Raw genomic sequence first — 18,051 nt, forward strand, 5'->3', positions numbered from 1 at the left:
GAAGCGCCTTGTAATATGGAGTGTTATCAGAAGTCGTCGTTCTGGATTGTCGGCTGACGATACTCGATCTTGGCCGATGCCTTGAGCGCGCCGATCAGACTCAGGTATTCACGCTGCCCCTGCAGACCGCTCTGCCCCTGGCGGATTTGTGCCAGTAACTCGGAGGGTGCTTCCGGGGTATTGACCGCATTCAGCTTGAGCACCACCTGGTCACCACCGGCCAACGCCAAACCGTGCAGACTCGGCTCGTCTTGCGGGGCCGGCATAGCAAACAGGGCGTCCAGCACCGCCGGATCCTGCTCGCTTTCGCGGGTCACGCCCTTCAGCTCGGTCACTGCCAGCTCATGCTGTGCCAGCCAGGCTTGCTGCTCACCGGCGGCCCAGGCCTGCTGTAATTCAACCGCAGCCTGCTCGGTCAGTTCGCGGGCCCTGGTGGCCAGGGTCAGTTCCCGCGCCTGCTCGCGTACCTCGTCAAAGTCGCGTACCGCCGCCGGGCGGTAATCGGTCACGTGAATCACCAGCGCCTTGTTGCTGCCCAGCTCGATCAGTTCCGAGTTCATGCCCTGCTCACGCAGATCGGCAGAGAAAGCCTGAGTCAGCACGCGCGGATCGTTCAGCGCGGCCGGGGCATCCTCAGCGGAGAAATAATCGGTCGAGATCGTGCTCAGACCCAGCTCCTGTGCCGCCATGTCCAGCGAGTCGGGAAACTCGAAGGCCAGCTCGGCCAGACGCTGTTCCTGCTCGTAAAAGGCGTTTGCCGCCTGTTCCTGCGCCAAACGTTCGGCAATGGTATCGCGCACGTCTGCCAGCGGTTTGGTCTTGCTCTCGCGTTTATCCAGCAGGGTGATCAGGTGCAGGCCGAACTCGCTCTCGACCACGGGGGATATCTCACCCACCTCGGTCAGGGCAAAGGCCGCCTGGTCGAAGGCCGGATCCAGAGTGCCTGGTTCCATCCACTCCAGCTCGCCACCCTGGGCACCGGAGAAGACGTCATCCGACTCCGCCTGGGCCAGTTCCGCAAAAGACTCGCCGGCAGCCAGACGCTCGCTGATGGCCTTTATTTCCTGCTCGGCATCATCACCCTTGTTCACCATGATGTGAGCCACTTTGCGCTGTTCAGGCTGGCTATAACTGGTCAGGTTGGCCTGGTACTCGGCCTCGATGGCCTGCTCGTCGATATCGGAGGCGTCAACCGCATTGGCATCCAGCAGCAGGTAGTCCACTTTCACCTGCTCGGGACGCTGAAACTGCTGGGGCTGTTGCTGATAGTAGGCTTCAACTTCGTCATCGGTCAGCTCGACCCGGCCGCTGAAGTCGGCCAGCGGCAGACGCACCAGTTCGGCGTCCCGCTGCTGACGGTTCAGCCGGTCCAGCCAGCCGGCTTCTGCTTCCAGGCTGAAGCCAGAACCAATCAGGGCATTCAGCAACAGCTGGCGGCTCAAGTCCTGGCGTACGCTGTCGCGCAGCTGTTCGGCACTCATGCCGCTGCGAGCCAGCAGTTGCAGGTAACGTTCGTTGTCGAAGCGGCCGTCCTGCTGAAACTCCGGCAAGGCACGGATGGCGTTGCGTACCTGCTCGTCGCTGGCATAGAGACCCAGCTCCTGCACCTTCTGATCGATCAGACGCTGTTCAACCATTTGTTCCAGTACCGAACGACGGATCTGGGCCACATACTGGGGGTCGCCCAGCAGCTGGCTGAACTGGGGTCCCAGCTGATTTTCCAGCCGGGTTCGCTCGTTGCGGTAGGCGTTTTCCAGTGCCTGGGCATTGATGTCGTCACCGTTCACCACGGCGGCCACTTCCGCCGTGGGCCGGGTGACATAGCTGCCTACTCCGGCCAGAGCAAAAGATAAGATAATCAATACCAGAATGACCTTGGAAACGGTGCCCTGGGCACCCGCTCTTAATTTGTCAAAAAACATAAGGTGTCGTTACTCCCGATAGACGGTAATGCCGCCTTACCCGAAAAAAAAAGCGCACCTTGTGATGCGCCTTTCGGATCATGACCTGCCGGACCCAAAAGTCCAATAAAAGCGTCGCTTAGTTGACTGCGTCTTTCAGTGCTTTACCGGCCTTGAAGGCAGGTGTCTTGGCGGCAGCAATTTCGATGGCAGCACCGGTTTGCGGGTTACGGCCGGTACGGGCAGCACGCTCGCGCACGGCAAAGGTACCAAACCCAACCAGAGACACCTGATCGCCTTCTTTCAGTGACTCGGTCACCGCCTCAACAAAGGCGTCCAGCGCACGGCCGGCAGAAGCCTTGGTGATGTCAGCGCCGTCGGCAATCTTGTCGATCAGTTGAGATTTATTCACAGTCATTCCCCTTGTCGTTTTTACGTTGGTCAGCTGACAGTGAGCCGCTGACACAAGCTTAACTTCGATATTGTTATTGCTGGATAACGGCGCTCATCGGCTTATCAAGCGCCGCTCTACCGGCCGCCGGCATCGTCCATGTCGGTGACCAGCCAAATAATTTCATCCAAGGCTACTTCGAGTCAGGGCTGCTGACAAGCCTGAAACCATGAGTTACGGCGAAAAAGCTCAGGCTGTGACCACAGAAAAGGCTTCCGGAGGCTGTTCCAGCGCCAATTCCAGTACTTCCTCTATCCAGCGCACCGGATGAATCTCCAGATCCTGTTTGACGTTGGCCGGAATTTCTTCCAGATCCCGTTCGTTTTCTTTCGGGATCAGTACCCGCTTGATGCCACCACGGCGCGCCGCCAGCAGCTTCTCTTTAAGACCACCGATGGGCAGCACTTCGCCACGCAGGGTAATCTCGCCGGTCATGGCCACATCGGCGCGTACCGGGTTACCGGTCAGGCTGGATACCAGTGCGGTACACATGGCCACACCCGCACTCGGGCCGTCTTTCGGGGTCGCCCCTTCCGGCACGTGCACATGAATATCGCGCTTCTCGTGGAAGTCGCTGTTAATCCGCCACTTGTCCGCACGGGAGCGCACCACCGTCATCGCCGCCTGCACCGACTCTTTCATGACGTCGCCCAGGGAGCCGGTATAGGCCAGCTTGCCCTTGCCGGGCACATTGGCCACCTCTATGGTCAGCAGCTCGCCGCCCACTTCGGTCCAGGCCAGGCCGGTCACCTGGCCTATCTGATTGTGTTCTTCGGCCTTGCCGTAGTCGAAGCGCTGCACGCCCAGGTAATCTTTCAGATTATCCTGATGGATAACGACCTGTTTGATGTCTTTATTGAGCAGTATTTCCTTCACCGCCTTGCGGCACAGCTTGGATATTTCCCGTTCCAGGCTACGTACCCCGGCCTCGCGGCTGTAATAACGAATGATGCCGACAATCGCCGAATCTTCCACCACTATCTCGCTTTCTTTCAGACCGTTACGACTTATCTGCTTGGACAGCAGGTGGTTCTTGGCAATGTTCAGTTTTTCGTCTTCGGTATAACCCGACAGCCGGATCACTTCCATCCGATCCAGCAGCGGACCCGGAATATGCATGGAGTTGGAGGTCGCCACGAACATCACGTCCGACAAGTCGTAATCCACTTCCAGATAGTGATCGTTGAAGCTGTGGTTCTGCTCCGGATCCAGCACTTCCAGCAATGCCGACGCCGGATCGCCACGCATGTCGGACGCCATCTTGTCGATTTCATCGAGCAGGAACAGCGGATTGCGTACGCCCACCTTGGCCATTTTCTGAATAAGCTTGCCGGGCATGGAACCGATATAGGTGCGGCGGTGACCGCGAATTTCCGCCTCGTCCCGCACGCCGCCGAGCGCCATACGCACGTATTTACGGCCGGTGGCCTTGGCAATGGACTGACCGAGCGAGGTCTTGCCCACACCGGGCGGTCCTACCAGACACAGAATGGGTCCCTTGAGCTTGCTGGTCCGGCTCTGTACCGCCAGATACTCGATAATGCGTTCCTTGACCTTTTCCAGGCCATAGTGATCCGCATTCAGGGTCTCTTCCGCCTTGGCCAGATCCTTCTTCACCTTGGATTTTTTCTTCCAGGGCACGGCGACCATCCAGTCGATGTAGCCGCGCACCACGGTGGCTTCCGCCGACATCGGCGACATCATCTTTAGCTTGGCCAGCTCGGCGTCGGTTTTCTGCCGCGCCTCGTCGGTCATGCCGGCGTCTTCGATTTTCTGCTGCAGCGCCTCGAATTCGTCGGGCACCTCGTCCATCTCACCCAGCTCTTTCTGAATCGCCTTCATCTGCTCGTTGAGATAGTACTCGCGCTGGCTCTTTTCCATCTGCTTCTTGACGCGGGCGCGAATGCGGCGCTCTACCTGCAGCACGTCGATTTCCGACTCCATCATCGCCATCAGGTATTCGAGTCGCTCGCCGACCTCGGCGATTTCCAGCACCTTCTGCTTGTCTTCCAGCTTGAGCGGCATATGGGCGGCCATGGTATCGGCCAGCCGCGCCGCATCTTCGATGGCAGACAGCGACGTCAGCACCTCGGGCGGAATCTTCTTGTTGAGTTTGATGTAGCTTTCAAACTGGGTAATAGCCGAGCGGACCAGTACTTCCTGCTCGCGCTCGTCGAGAGCGGCGGTCTCCAGGTACTGAGCCTCGGCCACGAAGTAACCGTCCTGCTCCCGTAGATTCTCCATACGGGCACGCTGGCCGCCTTCCACCAGCACCTTGACGGTGCCGTCGGGCAGTTTCAGCAGTTGCAGTACATTGGCGATGGTACCGACCTGATAGAGGTCATCGGCCTGTGGATCGTCGGTGCCCGCCTCTTTCTGTGCAATCAGCAGTACTTTCTTGTCCTGCTCCATGGCTGCCTCAAGACAGCGGATGGATTTTTCCCGTCCCACAAACAGCGGAATCACCATATGAGGGTATACCACCACGTCACGGAGAGGCAGAACAGGGGTTTCGATGCGTTCGGAACGCTCTAGGGTCATAGTGTCCTCTCGGCTTGAATGCAATTATTAGCGCTTGGGCAGTATATGGGGGCGAGATCATCAGATTCAATCACCGGGCACGCAAAAACAGAAAAAGGGGCATAAAGCCCCTTTTAATCGGTCAAAAATGCTGCACTCAGTCGCCGGAAGCCGCCTGAGTCTCCCCTTTCTGATAAATCAGAAGCGGAGCGGATTCACCCTTGATCACGGTTTCATCCACCACCACCTTGGCGACATCGTTCTGAGTCGGCAGATCGTACATGGTATCGAGCAACACGGCTTCCACGATGGAGCGCAGGCCACGAGCACCGGTTTTACGTTCCATCGCCTTGTTGGCAATGGCGCGCAGGGCATCATCACGGAACTCCAGCTCCACGTCTTCCAACGCGAACAGGGCGCCATACTGCTTGGTGAGCGCGTTCTTGGGCTCGGACAGTATCTGTACCAGCGCATCTTCATCGAGCTCGGTCAGGGTGGCCACCACCGGCAGACGACCGATGAACTCGGGGATCAGGCCGTATTTGACCAGGTCCTCGGGCTCGACCCGGGTAAAGATTTCGCTCAGGGAAGAGCGATCGTCCTTGGCTTTCACCTCGGCACCAAAACCGATACCGGTGCCCTTGTCCATACGCTGCTCAATCACCTTGTCCAGGCCGGCAAAGGCGCCGCCACAGATAAACAGGATCTTGGAGGTATCGACCTGCAAAAATTCCTGCTGCGGGTGCTTGCGCCCGCCCTGAGGCGGAACCGATGCTACAGTGCCTTCAATCAGCTTCAGCAGGGCCTGCTGCACCCCTTCACCCGACACGTCACGGGTGATGGAAGGATTGTCGGACTTGCGGGAAATCTTGTCGATTTCATCGATATAGACGATGCCTCGCTGGGCTTTTTCCACATCGTAGTCGCACTTCTGCAGCAGCTTCTGGATGATGTTCTCGACGTCTTCCCCCACGTAACCGGCTTCGGTCAGGGTGGTGGCGTCCGCCATGGTAAAGGGCACATCCAGCAAACGAGCCAGGGTTTCGGCCAGCAGGGTCTTGCCGCAACCGGTAGGGCCGATCAGCAGAATATTGGACTTGCCGAGCTCGACGCCATCGGTCGCGCCCACGTTGTGCAACCGCTTGTAGTGGTTGTACACCGCCACCGCCAGCACTTTCTTGGCATGATCCTGACCGATAACATAGTCATCCAGGTTGGCACGGATTTCGTGCGGCGTCGGCAAGGCATCGCCTTCCCGCTTCGGCGAAATATCCTTGATCTCTTCCCGAATGATGTCTTCGCACAGCTCGACACATTCGTCACAAATGTAGACGGAAGGGCCGGCAATGAGCTTGCGTACTTCGTGTTGGCTTTTACCGCAAAAAGAACAGTACAGCAACTTGCCGCCATCCCCTTCGCCCTTGCGTTTGTCAGTCATTCACTCACCTCGTATGCGTACAGGCTGAGGAGTGCCTACTTACCTCTTGTTTAAAGAGTGTACAGCACCCCACCCCGCTTTGCTCAATCGCGCTTGAACAGTACCTCGTCGACCAGACCATATTCTTTGGCCTGTTCGGCGGACATGAAGTTGTCGCGGTCGGTATCGCGCTCGATAATCGACAGCTCCTGACCTGTGTGTTCGGCCAGCAGACGATTGAGCTTTTCTTTGATATACAGAATTTCCTTGGCATGGATCTGGATGTCCGACGCCTGGCCCTGAAAGCCGCCCAGCGGCTGATGGATCATCACCCGGCTGTTGGGCAGTACAAAGCGCTTGCCGGCAGCACCGCCGGCCAGCAGGAAGGCACCCATGGAGCAGGCCTGGCCCATGCAAACCGTGCTGACGTTCGGCTTGATAAACTGCATGGTGTCATAAATCGACATGCCGGCCGTCACCGAACCGCCCGGAGAGTTGATATACAGATAGATATCTTTCTCCGGATTTTCCGACTCCAGAAACAGCAGCTGGGCGCAGATAAGATTGGCCATATGGTCTTCGACCTGACCGGTCAGGAAGATCACCCGCTCTTTCAGCAGGCGAGAATAGATATCGTAGGAACGTTCACCCTTGGCGGTTTGCTCCACCACCATGGGAATAAGGGCAGCCAGGGGCCCGCTCGTCATCGAATCATGGATATTTGACATAAGATATTGTCCCCAAAACAAAATGGCCCAAGTGCACTCACACTGGGGCCATTATACGCAAGAGCTTGATGCCTAAGTCAAATGGTTCTTAAGCGCCAACGCCCGGCTTGTTCATCACGTCGTCAAAGCTGACCTGCTTGTCAGACACCTTGGCCTGGCTCAGTACGAACTCGATAGCCTGATCTTCGATGGCCAGGTTACGCACGTTTTCCAGCAGCTCCGGGTTCTCGTTGTAGTAGGCAACCACTTCAGACGGATCTTCGTAGGCAGCAGACATGGAGCCGATGATTTCCTGCACCTTGGCGTCGTCGGCCTTGATCTCGTTGGCTTTGATCACTTCACCCAGCAGCAGACCCACGCGTACGCGACGCTCGGCCTGTTCCTGGAACAGCTCGGCCGGCAGTTGCGGGGCGTTATTGGGATCCATGCCACCGAAGCGCTGCAGCGCCTGCTTGCGCAGGGTTTCGATTTCGTTGTCGATCAGCGACTTGGGAACGTCAACCGGGTTCTGCTCCAGCAGACCGTCGATAACCTGCTCTTTCACGGATGCTTTCAGGGTCTGAGCCAGCTCGCGTTCCATGTTTTTGCGTACTTCGGCCTTCAGACCGTCAATCTTGCCGTCGGCAATACCGAAACGCTGTACGAATTCTTCGGTCAGCTCGGGCAGTTGCTGGGCTTCAACCTTGGTCACGGCAATGGCGAACTGGGCCGGCTTGCCTTTCAGGTTTTCGGCGTGATATTCCTCGGGGAAGGTCACTTCCAGGGTGAAGTCGTCACCGACTTTCTTGCCCATCAGGCCTTCTTCGAAGCCCGGGATCATGCGGCCGGAACCCAGTACCAGTACGAAGTCTTCGGCGGCGCCGCCTTCAAATTCTTCGCCGTCAACGGAACCCACGAAATTCATGGTCACGCGGTCGTCGGTGCCGGCTTCGCGCTCAACGGCAACCCAATCGGCGTGCTGCTTGCGCAGGGTTTCGATCATCTTGTCCAGATCGGCATCGTTCACTTCAGCCTGGGGCTTCTCGACGCTGATGGCGTCCAGACCCTGTACGGCCACTTCCGGATACACTTCGAAAATAGCGGTAAAGGTGAAGTCTTCACCGGCTTTCAGCGCGGAAGGCTCCATGGTCGGCATGCCGGCCGGGTTCAGTTTCTCGCTGATCACCGCTTCGAAGAAATTGCGCTGCATCAGTTCGCCAGCCACGTCGGCTTCAACGGAGGAACCGAACATTTTCTTGATAACGGTCATCGGCGCCTTGCCAGGACGGAAGCCGTCGATACGGCGAGTCTTGGCCAGCTGACGCAGACGGCTGTTCACTTCGCCTTCCACCTTGTCGGCGGGTACGGTGATGGTCAGGCGGCGCTCCAGGCCTTGAGTCGTTTCTACTGAAACTTGCATTCTTCTACCTCAATTTTCTTCAGCACCTTGGTGCTGACCCTGTGATTGATTTAAAACAGCCTGGGCTGCTTCCTTGAATCCTGGTGAAGGCACTTGTCTTCGCGACGACAATATTTTCGCAACAACTGTGTTTTCACAACAAAATTGTGCTTTCGCGGCAAACAAACAGCGCCTTCTCGGCAAATTAGACGCGGCATTATAACGGGGCATCCCTGCAGCGTCGAGCGTCGCTACTGCTCAGGTTAAGCAATATGGGGGCAAACTCGTGCTTTTCAATAAAAATCCCGTCACAAAATGGCGCTGTCTTCCACGACAGGATAAAAAAAGGCATGCCGCAGCATGCCTTGTCTTCGGTGTTCGTATGACTTAGAAAGAGACGCGACGATACTTGCGGTATTCCGGCTGCCAGAAGTTGGCTTCTATCGCCTCATCCAGCGCCGCATCGGAAATCTGCAACGCCTGGCCCTGCAACTGGGCGGTTTTGGCGACCATCTTGGCTATTTGACGGCTTACCTCCTGGATTTCTTCCAGCGGCGGCAGCAGGGCACCTTCTCCGTTCAACGCCAGCGGCGAACAGGCAGCCAGGGCACGGCTGGAGGACATCAGCATGGCGTCGGTCACCCGCTTGGCGCCACAGGCCAGAACGCCCAGACCGATGCCGGGGAAGATATAGGAGTTGTTGCACTGGGCAATTTCATACAGCTTGCCCTTGTGCTCCACCGGTGCGAAGGGGCTGCCGGTAGCAACCAGCGCCTGGCCGTCGGTCCAGTTGATGATGTCTTCCGGCGTCGCTTCCACTCGTGAAGTGGGGTTGGAAAGCGGGAACACGATGGGCCGCTCGCAGTGGGCGTGCATGGTCTGGATCACCTCTTTGGTGAACAGACCCGGCTGGCCGGACACGCCGATCAGGATATCGGGCTTGCCGTTCTGCATCACTTCCAGCAGCGAGATGTTCTCGCCGGCGGTCTGCCAGTCACTGATGTGCTCTAGCGACTGGGCCAGCGGACGCTGGAAGTCCACCAGGTTGGGCATGTTGTCGGTGATCAGGCCAAAGCGGTCGACCATGAATACCCGCTGGCGTGCCTTTTCATCACTCAGGCCTTCGGCCTTCATCTGCGCCACGATTTGCTCGGCAATACCACAACCGGCAGAGCCGGAGCCGAGGAACGCCACTTTTTTCTCGGACAGCTTGCTGCCGCTGGCCTGACAGGCTGCAATCAGGGAGCCCAGGGTCACGGCGGCGGTGCCCTGAATGTCATCGTTGAAGCAGCACAGCTCGTCCTTGTAACGATTGAGCACCGGCATGGCGTTTTTCTGTGCGAAGTCTTCGAACTGCAACAGCACGTTGGGCCAGCGACGCTTCACCGCCTGAATAAAGGCATCTACAAATTCTTCGTATTCTTCGCCGGTGACCCGCGGGTTCCGCCAGCCCATGTACATGGGATCTTTCAGCAACTGCGGATTGTTGGTGCCCGCATCCAGTACTACCGGCAGGGTGTAGGCCGGAGAAATACCGCCACAGGCGGTATACAGAGACAGCTTGCCGATGGGAATGCCCATGCCGCCGATACCCTGGTCGCCCAGACCCAGAATACGTTCGCCATCGGTAACCACGATCACCTTGACGTTACGTTTGGTGGCGTTCTGCAGTATGTCGTCGATACGGTCACGGTCCGGGTAAGAGATGAACAGACCCCGTGCGCGGCGGTAGATATTGGAAAACTCTTCACAGGCCTGGCCCACGGTCGGGGTATAGATGATGGGCATCATCTTGCTCAGGTGGTTCTGCACCAGGCGGTAAAACAGGGTCTCGTTGGTATCCTGAATGTTGCGCAGGTAAATATGCTTGTCGAGATCGTTCTGAAAGGAGGTGTACTGTTTGTATGCCCGGGACGCTTGTTCTTCGATGGTCTCGATATTGTGGGGCAGCAGCCCTTCAAGGTTGAACGAAATTCGCTCTTCTCTGGAGAAAGCACCGCCTTTATTCAGCAGAGGGGTTTCCAGCAGGGCCGGACCTGCATAGGGTACATAGAGGGCACGTTTTTCATGATGCTCTTGGGGCATAAGACATCTCGCTTAAGTTATAGTCCCGGAGGGAAGTAATGATTTGAGTAATAATAGGGGGCTCGCCGGCCAGTATAAGCCAAGCCCCCTTCCCAAACCACCATCTGCGAGTGCTTATACCGTCGATAAACTACCGATGTGCCATCACGCAATTACGCCCCTGGCTTTTGGCTCCATATAACGCCTCGTCGGCCAGACGCAGCAAGTCGGTGGGGGCGCTGTCGTGGTGGCCTTCCACCACGCCGGCACTGAGGGTGACCATGACTTCACTTTCATCCAGCGGGTTGTCCACCGGCTGGGATTCCACCGCCAGACGCAGGGTTTCGGCCTGTCGCACGGCCTGATCCAGCCGGGTCTCGGGCAGCAACACCATGAACTCTTCACCACCATAACGGGCAACGATGGCATCCTGACCGAAGATATCCATGATGGTGGTGGCCACGCTGACCAGTACTTCGTCGCCCATCAGGTGTCCATGATCGTCATTGATGCGCTTGAACTTATCGAGGTCGAGCAGGACCAGGGTATAAGGCTGTCCGGTACGGCTGGCGTGGCGCACCGTCTCCAGCTGGCGCATGAACAGCCGGCGGTTCAGCAGCCGGGTCAGAGGGTCCCGGGTCGACTCCCGATACAGGTCCAGCAGCATGCGCAACTGCCCGGCCTGTACCCAGATCATCGCCAGGCTGAAACACAACAACAGCCAGACCCGGTCGATCAACTCGCCGTTGTCCAGGGTACGGGAGTCCAGCCAGTAATCGGTGCCCAGTATCGACACTATCATCACCACCGCCACCCGCAGACCGGAACGTATCGGCAGCGGCAGCACCGCCAGCAAGGCCAGCAGAAAATAGGGGAAGGCCAGGTACCCTATCGGGATCGGCACCCCGTCCCGGAAGCTCCACAGGCTGACAAAGTTGAACAGCAGCAGAATGCCGAGCAGGGCATAGAGTGACATTACCATCCAGCGGCGATCGAGTTTGCACAGATAACTGAGCGGCAACAACGGGGTCAGCATCACGCCGGTGATCAACCGGACCTTCCACAGCAACTTGAAATGCGCCGGATCCAGTACCCACCAGTCGACGGCAATCCAGCCGGCGATGCCGATGATGAGCAAGGCCACCAGCCAGCGAAAACGAACGGCGACAACACCGATGCGGATGAGCTTAAAATCCCGAGAGTGATAGCTATCGCTCCAGTATTCCTTGAGTTCCAACCCATTCCCCTTTTTTGATTGTTAAACGGCAATAGTTAAACGGCAAACTGAATAACGCGCCCCGATCATGCCGGTCAAGGCAGTGCGGCAACAGCATCACGGCGGCGACAGAAATCGCAAAAAGCGTCAACAGTACCCAAAGCCCGTACCGGGCGCCAGTGTATATTGCCGATGGGTAAAAATCATTGAGCCGGCTGAGGTTTGTTGTTTCCGGGCGGCCTGTTGCAGGTGCCGGGCTTAAGTGACAGAATTCTGTCCACAGCTATTCACCCCCACGCATTGACAGGATTCCATCTTGACCATCAGACTCTACGGCATCAAAAACTGCGATACCGTCAAGAAAGCCCGCAAGTGGCTGGACCAACAGGGTATCGATTACCGCTTCGTCGATCACAGGAGCGACGGCCTGGATCCGACCGAGCTGCAACACTGGCTGGAGCGGCTCGGCTGGGAGCAGGTACTCAACAAGCGAGGCACCACCTATCGCGCCCTGCCGGATGCCGACAAGGCTTCTCTGGGCCCGGACACCGCCGCCGCCCTGCTGCAGGCGCACCCGGCGATGATCAAACGGCCGCTGCTGGACCTGGGCGACGAACTGCACCTGGGCTTCAAACCCGAACTGTATTCCCGCATATTTAATAAGTAATCAATAAATAATCAAGGATTAGAATGACTGACTCTGCCGTGCTGACCCTGACCCGGGACCTGATCAACCGCCCCTCCGTGACCCCCGAAGACGAAGGCTGTCAGGAGCTGATGGGCGCTCGTCTCAAAGCACTGGGTTTCGAACTGGAAACCATGGTGTTTGAAGACACCACCAACCTCTGGGCCCGTCGGGGCAGCGAAGGTCCGCTGTTCTGCTTTGCCGGCCATACCGACGTAGTGCCGCCAGGCCCGCTCGACCAGTGGCACACGCCGCCGTTCGAGGCCACCGATATCGACGGTTACCTGCACGGCCGGGGGGCGGCCGACATGAAGGGCTCACTGGCCGCCATGGTCGTCGCCACCGAGCGTTTTATTGCCCAGAACCCGGATCACAAGGGCTCCATCGCCTTCCTGATCACCAGCGATGAAGAAGGTCCCTTCATCAACGGCACCACCCGGGTAATCGACACCCTGGAAGCCCGCAACGAAAAAATCACCTGGTGCCTGGTGGGCGAGCCCTCCTCCACCAATGAAGTGGGTGACGTGGTCAAGAACGGCCGCCGCGGCTCTCTTACCGGTGATCTCACCGTCAAAGGCATTCAGGGCCACGTAGCCTACCCGCACCTGGCCGACAACCCGGTACACAAGGCGGCCCCGGCCCTGACCGAGCTGGCCAAGACGGTATGGGACCACGGCAACGAATTCTTCCCGCCTACCAGCTTCCAGATTGCCAACGTGCAGGCCGGCACCGGCGCTTCCAACGTGATTCCGGGCGAGTTCAAGGTACAGTTCAACTTCCGCTTCAGCACCGAGCTGAACGAAGACACCATCAAGGCCCGCGTACACAGCCTGCTCGACGCCCACGGCCTGCACTACCACATCGACTGGCTGCTCAACGGCAAGCCCTTCCTGACCGACAAGGGTGATCTGGTACAGGCGACCGTAGACGCCATCAAGGCGGTCAAGCATCAGGAACCGGCCCTGCTGACCACGGGGGGTACCTCGGACGGTCGTTTTATCGCCCAGACCGGCGCCCAGGTTATCGAGCTCGGTCCGGTTAACGCCACCATTCACAAGCTCAACGAATGTGTGAAAATTGCCGATCTGGAACTGCTCACCGACATGTATGAAGGCATTCTGGAGCGCCTGCTGGCATGAACCCGCTCTGCCTGCTTGGCCTGAGTGACGCCCATCTGGTGGCGCTGAACGAGCCGGGACACCGGCTGCAGGCCGAGGCCAGAGACGCCTTTGTGGCCATGCAGGCGGCCGCGGCCGAGGCCGGTTTTCAATTGATGCCGGCCTCCAGCTTTCGCAGTTTCGAGCGCCAGCTGGCCATCTGGAACGGCAAGTTCGAGGGCAACAGGCCACTACTGGATGCCGACAGCCGGCCGCTGGATGCCCTGGCCCTGAGCGAACCCGAACGCGTGCACGCCATATTGCACTGGAGCGCGCTGCCCGGCACCAGCCGCCACCACTGGGGCACGGATCTGGATATTTACGATCCGACCCTGCTGCCCCCGGGGAAAAAGCTGCAACTCGAACCCTGGGAATATGAGCCGGACGGTTATTTTTATCCGCTCAGCCGGTGGCTGACAGCCAACATGGCCAACTTCGGCTTTTATCTACCCTTTACGCAGGACGGCGGTGGCGTCGCCGTCGAGCCCTGGCACCTGAGTTACCGGCCGCTGGCCAAAGATTGCGCCGGCCAGCTGACCCGCCCTCTGGTGGCCGATGCCCTGCGGCTACAGCCAGTAGCGGGAAAAGAGCATATCCTTAAACTACTGGACGAGATTTTCGCCCGTTATATCACCACCACCGAGGATTAAGCCATGAGCACCTGGCTCTGGATTGCCCTGCCGTTATTGTTTGTCGTCGGCCTCTTTGTCGGCGCCCTCAAAGACACCAAGCAGATTGAAAGGTCGGTCAAGAAAAACCGCGACAAGATGAACCTGAAAGACTGGGATACCGAAGAAGGCAAAAAAGACAACTGGGGCGTGCCTCCCGGCGAATACCATGCCGACGACGAAAAGAAAGGGGACGACAAGAACAAAGATTAATACCGGTTTGAATAAAGATCTGAGCATTTTTCAAACCCCATGTTCAGAGGCAACACAGCCGCCTCCCACGACACGCTACGAGTACATCCCTGTCAACTCGGACATGCCACCCTGGCATGTCACGGTCGTGGGAGCCGTGCTCTGTTACCTCTCCTTGAACACCGAGTTGCCCGAAGGCGGTGCCAACAGGCAACCCTGCAGCACCAAGGAGGATAAAGGGATCTGCTTAGCCAACAACCAATCAAAACAAACCGAGTTGCTGTCCACACAGGGCGTCGAAGCTCAGGCCTGCGAAGGGCAGTATGGCGTCGGCCACCGGCTTGAGCTGGCGATCGACATAATGCTGATAATCGATGGCCGAGTGCCGGTATTCCAGCGGCTCGGGCCCGTTCACCGTGATCAGATAACGGATCACCCCCTTCTGCTGATAACGTAGCGGCACGCCTCGCCGGGCATTGTGTTCGTCCGCCAGGCGTGCCGCCCGTACCTGCGGCGGCTGAGACTTCACATACTGGGCCAGCGGGCGACGCAAGCGTTTGCGATACACCAGATCTGCATCCCGCTCCCCGGCCAGGGTCTGCGCCAGTGTCTCACGAATAAAATCGCTCGGATCCAGATCATCGAATACCAGCCGGTACAGCTCGGTCTGAAACTGTTGCGCCAGTGGCGTCCAGTCGGAGCGCACCGTTTCCAGCCCCTTAAACACCAGCTCATTGACGCCGTTACTGACACTCAAACCCGCATAACGCTTCTTCGAGCCCTGCTCCTGTCCGCGAATGGTCGGCATCAGAAAACGGGCAAAATAGCGTTCGAACTGCAATTCAAGAAAGCTTTCCAGCTGCAGCTCCGTCGCCAGCTGTTGCCGCCACTGCGCCGTCATCAGGGTGGCCAGACGCTGCCCCTCCCGGCTGGCCGTCTCTTCGTCGTAATCGCCGCTCAGCAGCACAAACACAGAATCGGTGTCGCCATAGATCACCTCGTGGCTTTCGGCTTCGATCCAGCGAGCAGTCTGCTGCATGATCTCGTGGCCACGCAGGGTAATGGAGGACGCCAATCGGGTATCGTAGAAGCGGCAGCCGCCGGAGCCGAGCACGCCGTAGAAGGAATTCATCAGTATCTTGATTGCCTGGGAACGGGCCGCATCCCGTTCGCGCTTGGCCTGATCCCGCTCCTGCCACAGCCGCTCTATGATGGCCGGCAGAAAATGCCGTTGCCGGGAAAAACGCGCACCACGAAAACCGGGGATGGCACCCTCTTCCTGCAGCCCCAACACCAGCCCCAGCGGGTCTATCTTGAAGGTGCGAATAATGGCCGGATACAGGCTCTTGAAGTCCAGTACCAGCACATGGCGATAGAGTCCGGGACGCGAGTCCATCACGTAGCCGCCGGGGCTGGCCAGGCCGCCACCGGCGGGCAGGTTGGGTGCCACAAAACCGGCCCGATGCAGGTGCGGCAGATAGACCTGGGTAAAGGCCGCCGCCGAGCCGCCAACCCTGTCCAGCTCCAGCCCGGTGAGCTGACTGCGCAGTCGCAGAAAGTCGAGCAACCGGGTGTGCCCGAAAATGTCCCACACCAGCCGGCAGTCTTCCAGGTTGTAGGCGGCGAGTTTCGGTTTGTTGTGGCGAAAATCCCGGGTGATGGCCGCCAGTCGGTGCTCCACATCTTCGGTCTGCTTGCCCCGGCCCAGTAACTGGCGAGACACCGACTCCAGGCTGAAGCTGTCGAACTGGTAACAGGCGGTCTTGAGCGCGTCGATACCGTCTATCGCCACCCGCCCCGGCAAGGTCAGAAACACCTGTCCGGTGTAGGTCGACTCCCGCAGAAAGGCCGACTCACCGCCCCGCCCCAGCCGTAAGCGCAGGCCATGCAGCGCGGCCCGCTTCAGCAACAATCTAAAGTCGAAGCCGACCAGGTTCCAGCCGATGATGATATCGGGATCATGACCGTTCAGCTCCTGCTCCAGTGCCTGCAGCAGCGCCGGCTCGTCCGCTACCCAGCGAATGTCGGTGTCCGCCGGCTCCGGCTGGCCTATCATCAAGACCCGCGCCAGCTCATCGCCATAGAGGCCGATGGAATAGAGCTCGCCCCGTGCCGAACATTCTATGTCGAGAGACAGCACCCGAAACCGCGGGCTCCAGTCGCCGGGCTTGAGCCTGACCCTCCTGAACTGCCGATAACCGGCGGCCGGCCTCGACTGTCCGATAAAGTCCACCGAGCCACGGATAAAACGACTGAGCAGAAAACGTTCGTGCAAGCGCAGATCGTCTTCAAACACGCCGATGCCGTCGCGACGCAAGCACTCGGCGGCCGCCCGGTGATCGGCGATGGTCGTAAAATAGAGTACCGCCACCGGCTGATGCTCCAGGGTCTGCAGGCCGGGCTCGGCCCACTGATGGCCGATACCGGAGCGTGCCAGACACTGTGCCACCGCCTCTCGTCGTTCGGTAGGCACCATCAGCAACGGCCGCTCGCCGGACAGCAGCAGGCGCACCGGGCCCTGTGCGGTACAGAGCCAGTAGATGATGTCGGTACTGCCGTCCCGGTCACGGCTGTGACGGGTCAGGATAAAACCCTGTTCGATGTCGGTCATGACGGCATTATACTAAAAGGCCCCGTCAATACGGGGCCTGTCATGTAGGGCAAAGCTTGTCAGAGCTTAGCGGATCAGATCGGTGCGCTGAAAGGCATCGCCCAGGGTGCGCGCCAGCTGGCTCAGGATCTCGGCAGACACAGGCACCTTGTTCTTGTCGCTCAGGGTAATGCTGCTCTGTTCGCCCAGGTCGCCGAGCTGGATGCGATATTCCTGTTCGGGAATATCCAGCGCCGGCAGGCCCAGATCGTGCCACTTGCCTTTGCTCAGGCCATCGAATTCCACATCAGCATAGCCCAGTGCCTGCTGGCGGTTGGTCAGCTCGAAGCCGAGTTGCGGCAACAGGGTAACCAGTCGTTTCCAACTTCTGTCGTAGCCTTCGTCGGTCAGCAAGCGGCCTTCAACCTGATCCAGGGTCAGCGTGATGGGGCTGCGGTCGAGCAGGTTCTGCTGTTTGGTCAACTCACGCTGATAAGACAGCGAAAAGGCATTCAGCATGGCCGCTTCCGCCCGTTGCCGGTCCTGGGTCAGCTGGGTCTCACCGCCCTCGACGCTCACCTGCACCGCCACCGCCCGGCGAACCGCATCCGGCACCAGTTGCCAGCTGAATTGCTGTTGTTCGCTGCCGATGGCCCGGCCATCGCTGCGCCAGCCCTGAGCTGACTGACTGAACTCGGCCTTTTGCCCCTCGAAGAAAGCCGTCAGCGCCTGACTCAGCTCCTGCTCCAGCGGCTGATCCAGCCGTTGCTGGTAAAACCAGAGGCCGCTGCCGCTGTCCATGGCTTCGGTGCCGCGCACCAGCGGCAGTACCTGGGTGGGAGGACGAACATCCACCGCCTTGCCGGTCACACCACCGATAGACCCTTCTGTGGGGGCCGGAATCACGTATTCGCTGTTGAAATCCGGTGTTTCCAGCCCGGCCGGGATCAGCAATGGGGTCGTTCTCAGTTTGGCGTCTTCGTAATCAAAGCCCCGATTAGCCTGCGCACGGGTTTCGGGATTACTGCAGCCGGCCAGCACACTCATGGCCAGCAGGCCCATTATCATTTTTTTTGAATTCAAA

The 18,051-nt window shown here is 58.6% G+C and carries 14 protein-coding genes; 4 read left to right on the forward strand and 10 right to left on the reverse strand.

Annotated elements, in window-relative coordinates; genetic code table 11:
• Positions 1-26: 26 nt before the first annotated feature.
• The 8 genes from ACLEIV_RS11260 to ACLEIV_RS11295 form a co-directional block, all read right to left on the reverse strand.
• The gene (locus tag ACLEIV_RS11260; protein ID WP_410456737.1) at positions 27-1,922 is read right to left on the reverse strand and encodes a SurA N-terminal domain-containing protein; all 1,896 of its coding nucleotides are present in this window, start codon (positions 1,920-1,922) and stop codon (positions 27-29) included.
• 118 nt (positions 1,923-2,040) lie between these two features.
• Entirely contained in the window at positions 2,041-2,346 is a 306-nt protein-coding gene (hupB, locus tag ACLEIV_RS11265; RefSeq protein WP_268244985.1) for a nucleoid-associated protein HU-beta, read from the reverse strand.
• 195 nt (positions 2,347-2,541) lie between these two features.
• Entirely contained in the window at positions 2,542-4,893 is a 2,352-nt protein-coding gene (gene lon / locus ACLEIV_RS11270; RefSeq protein WP_410456738.1) for an endopeptidase La, read from the reverse strand.
• Positions 4,894-5,029: 136 nt separating this feature from the next.
• Positions 5,030-6,310, reverse strand: a complete 1,281-nt coding sequence (gene clpX, locus ACLEIV_RS11275) for an ATP-dependent protease ATP-binding subunit ClpX (protein ID WP_410456739.1) — start codon at positions 6,308-6,310, stop codon at positions 5,030-5,032.
• An 83-nt stretch (positions 6,311-6,393) separates the two neighbouring features.
• Positions 6,394-7,017 (reverse strand): ATP-dependent Clp endopeptidase proteolytic subunit ClpP, encoded by a 624-nt coding sequence (gene clpP, locus ACLEIV_RS11280; RefSeq protein ID WP_410456740.1) that lies wholly within the window; start codon positions 7,015-7,017, stop codon positions 6,394-6,396.
• An 88-nt stretch (positions 7,018-7,105) separates the two neighbouring features.
• A complete protein-coding gene (gene tig, locus ACLEIV_RS11285; protein WP_410456741.1) occupies positions 7,106-8,416 on the reverse strand; it encodes a trigger factor in 1,311 nt (436 codons plus the stop codon).
• Positions 8,417-8,782: 366 nt separating this feature from the next.
• Positions 8,783-10,480 carry an NAD-dependent malic enzyme gene (locus ACLEIV_RS11290; protein WP_410456742.1) on the reverse strand — a complete coding sequence of 566 codons (1,698 nt, stop codon included), beginning with the start codon at positions 10,478-10,480 and terminating at the stop codon, positions 8,783-8,785.
• Positions 10,481-10,610: 130 nt separating this feature from the next.
• Positions 10,611-11,696: a GGDEF domain-containing protein gene (locus ACLEIV_RS11295; protein ID WP_410456743.1), complete on the reverse strand. Its 1,086-nt coding sequence runs from the start codon at positions 11,694-11,696 to the stop codon at positions 10,611-10,613.
• A 295-nt stretch (positions 11,697-11,991) separates the two neighbouring features.
• Here ACLEIV_RS11295 and ACLEIV_RS11300 point away from each other — a divergent pair, with 295 nt between their 5' ends.
• The 4 genes from ACLEIV_RS11300 to ACLEIV_RS11315 are packed head-to-tail and all read left to right on the forward strand — an operon-like array spanning position 11,992 to position 14,398.
• Complete coding sequence (locus ACLEIV_RS11300) at positions 11,992-12,342, forward strand: ArsC family reductase (protein ID WP_410456744.1); 351 nt, start codon at positions 11,992-11,994, stop codon at positions 12,340-12,342.
• A gap of 23 nt (positions 12,343-12,365) precedes the next feature.
• On the forward strand, positions 12,366-13,499 hold the full coding sequence (gene dapE / locus ACLEIV_RS11305) for a succinyl-diaminopimelate desuccinylase (RefSeq protein WP_410456745.1): 1,134 nt from the start codon (positions 12,366-12,368) through the stop codon (positions 13,497-13,499).
• Positions 13,496-14,167, forward strand: coding sequence for a M15 family metallopeptidase (locus ACLEIV_RS11310; RefSeq protein ID WP_410456746.1), 672 nt, complete (start codon positions 13,496-13,498; stop codon positions 14,165-14,167). The genes dapE and ACLEIV_RS11310 overlap by 4 nt, the downstream gene beginning before the upstream one ends.
• A gap of 3 nt (positions 14,168-14,170) precedes the next feature.
• The gene (locus ACLEIV_RS11315) at positions 14,171-14,398 is read left to right on the forward strand and encodes a hypothetical protein (RefSeq protein ID WP_410456747.1); all 228 of its coding nucleotides are present in this window, start codon (positions 14,171-14,173) and stop codon (positions 14,396-14,398) included.
• A gap of 241 nt (positions 14,399-14,639) precedes the next feature.
• Here ACLEIV_RS11315 and ACLEIV_RS11320 read toward each other — a convergent pair whose 3' ends face one another.
• Positions 14,640-16,988, reverse strand: a complete 2,349-nt coding sequence (locus ACLEIV_RS11320; protein ID WP_410456748.1) for a DNA polymerase II — start codon at positions 16,986-16,988, stop codon at positions 14,640-14,642.
• A 66-nt stretch (positions 16,989-17,054) separates the two neighbouring features.
• Complete coding sequence (gene bamC / locus ACLEIV_RS11325) at positions 17,055-18,050, reverse strand: outer membrane protein assembly factor BamC (RefSeq protein WP_410456749.1); 996 nt, start codon at positions 18,048-18,050, stop codon at positions 17,055-17,057.
• Between the last annotated feature and the right edge of the window lies 1 nt (position 18,051).

Source organism: Oceanisphaera submarina (assembly GCF_046521305.1).
In the GTDB taxonomy this organism is placed as follows: domain Bacteria; phylum Pseudomonadota; class Gammaproteobacteria; order Enterobacterales; family Aeromonadaceae; genus Oceanimonas; species Oceanimonas submarina.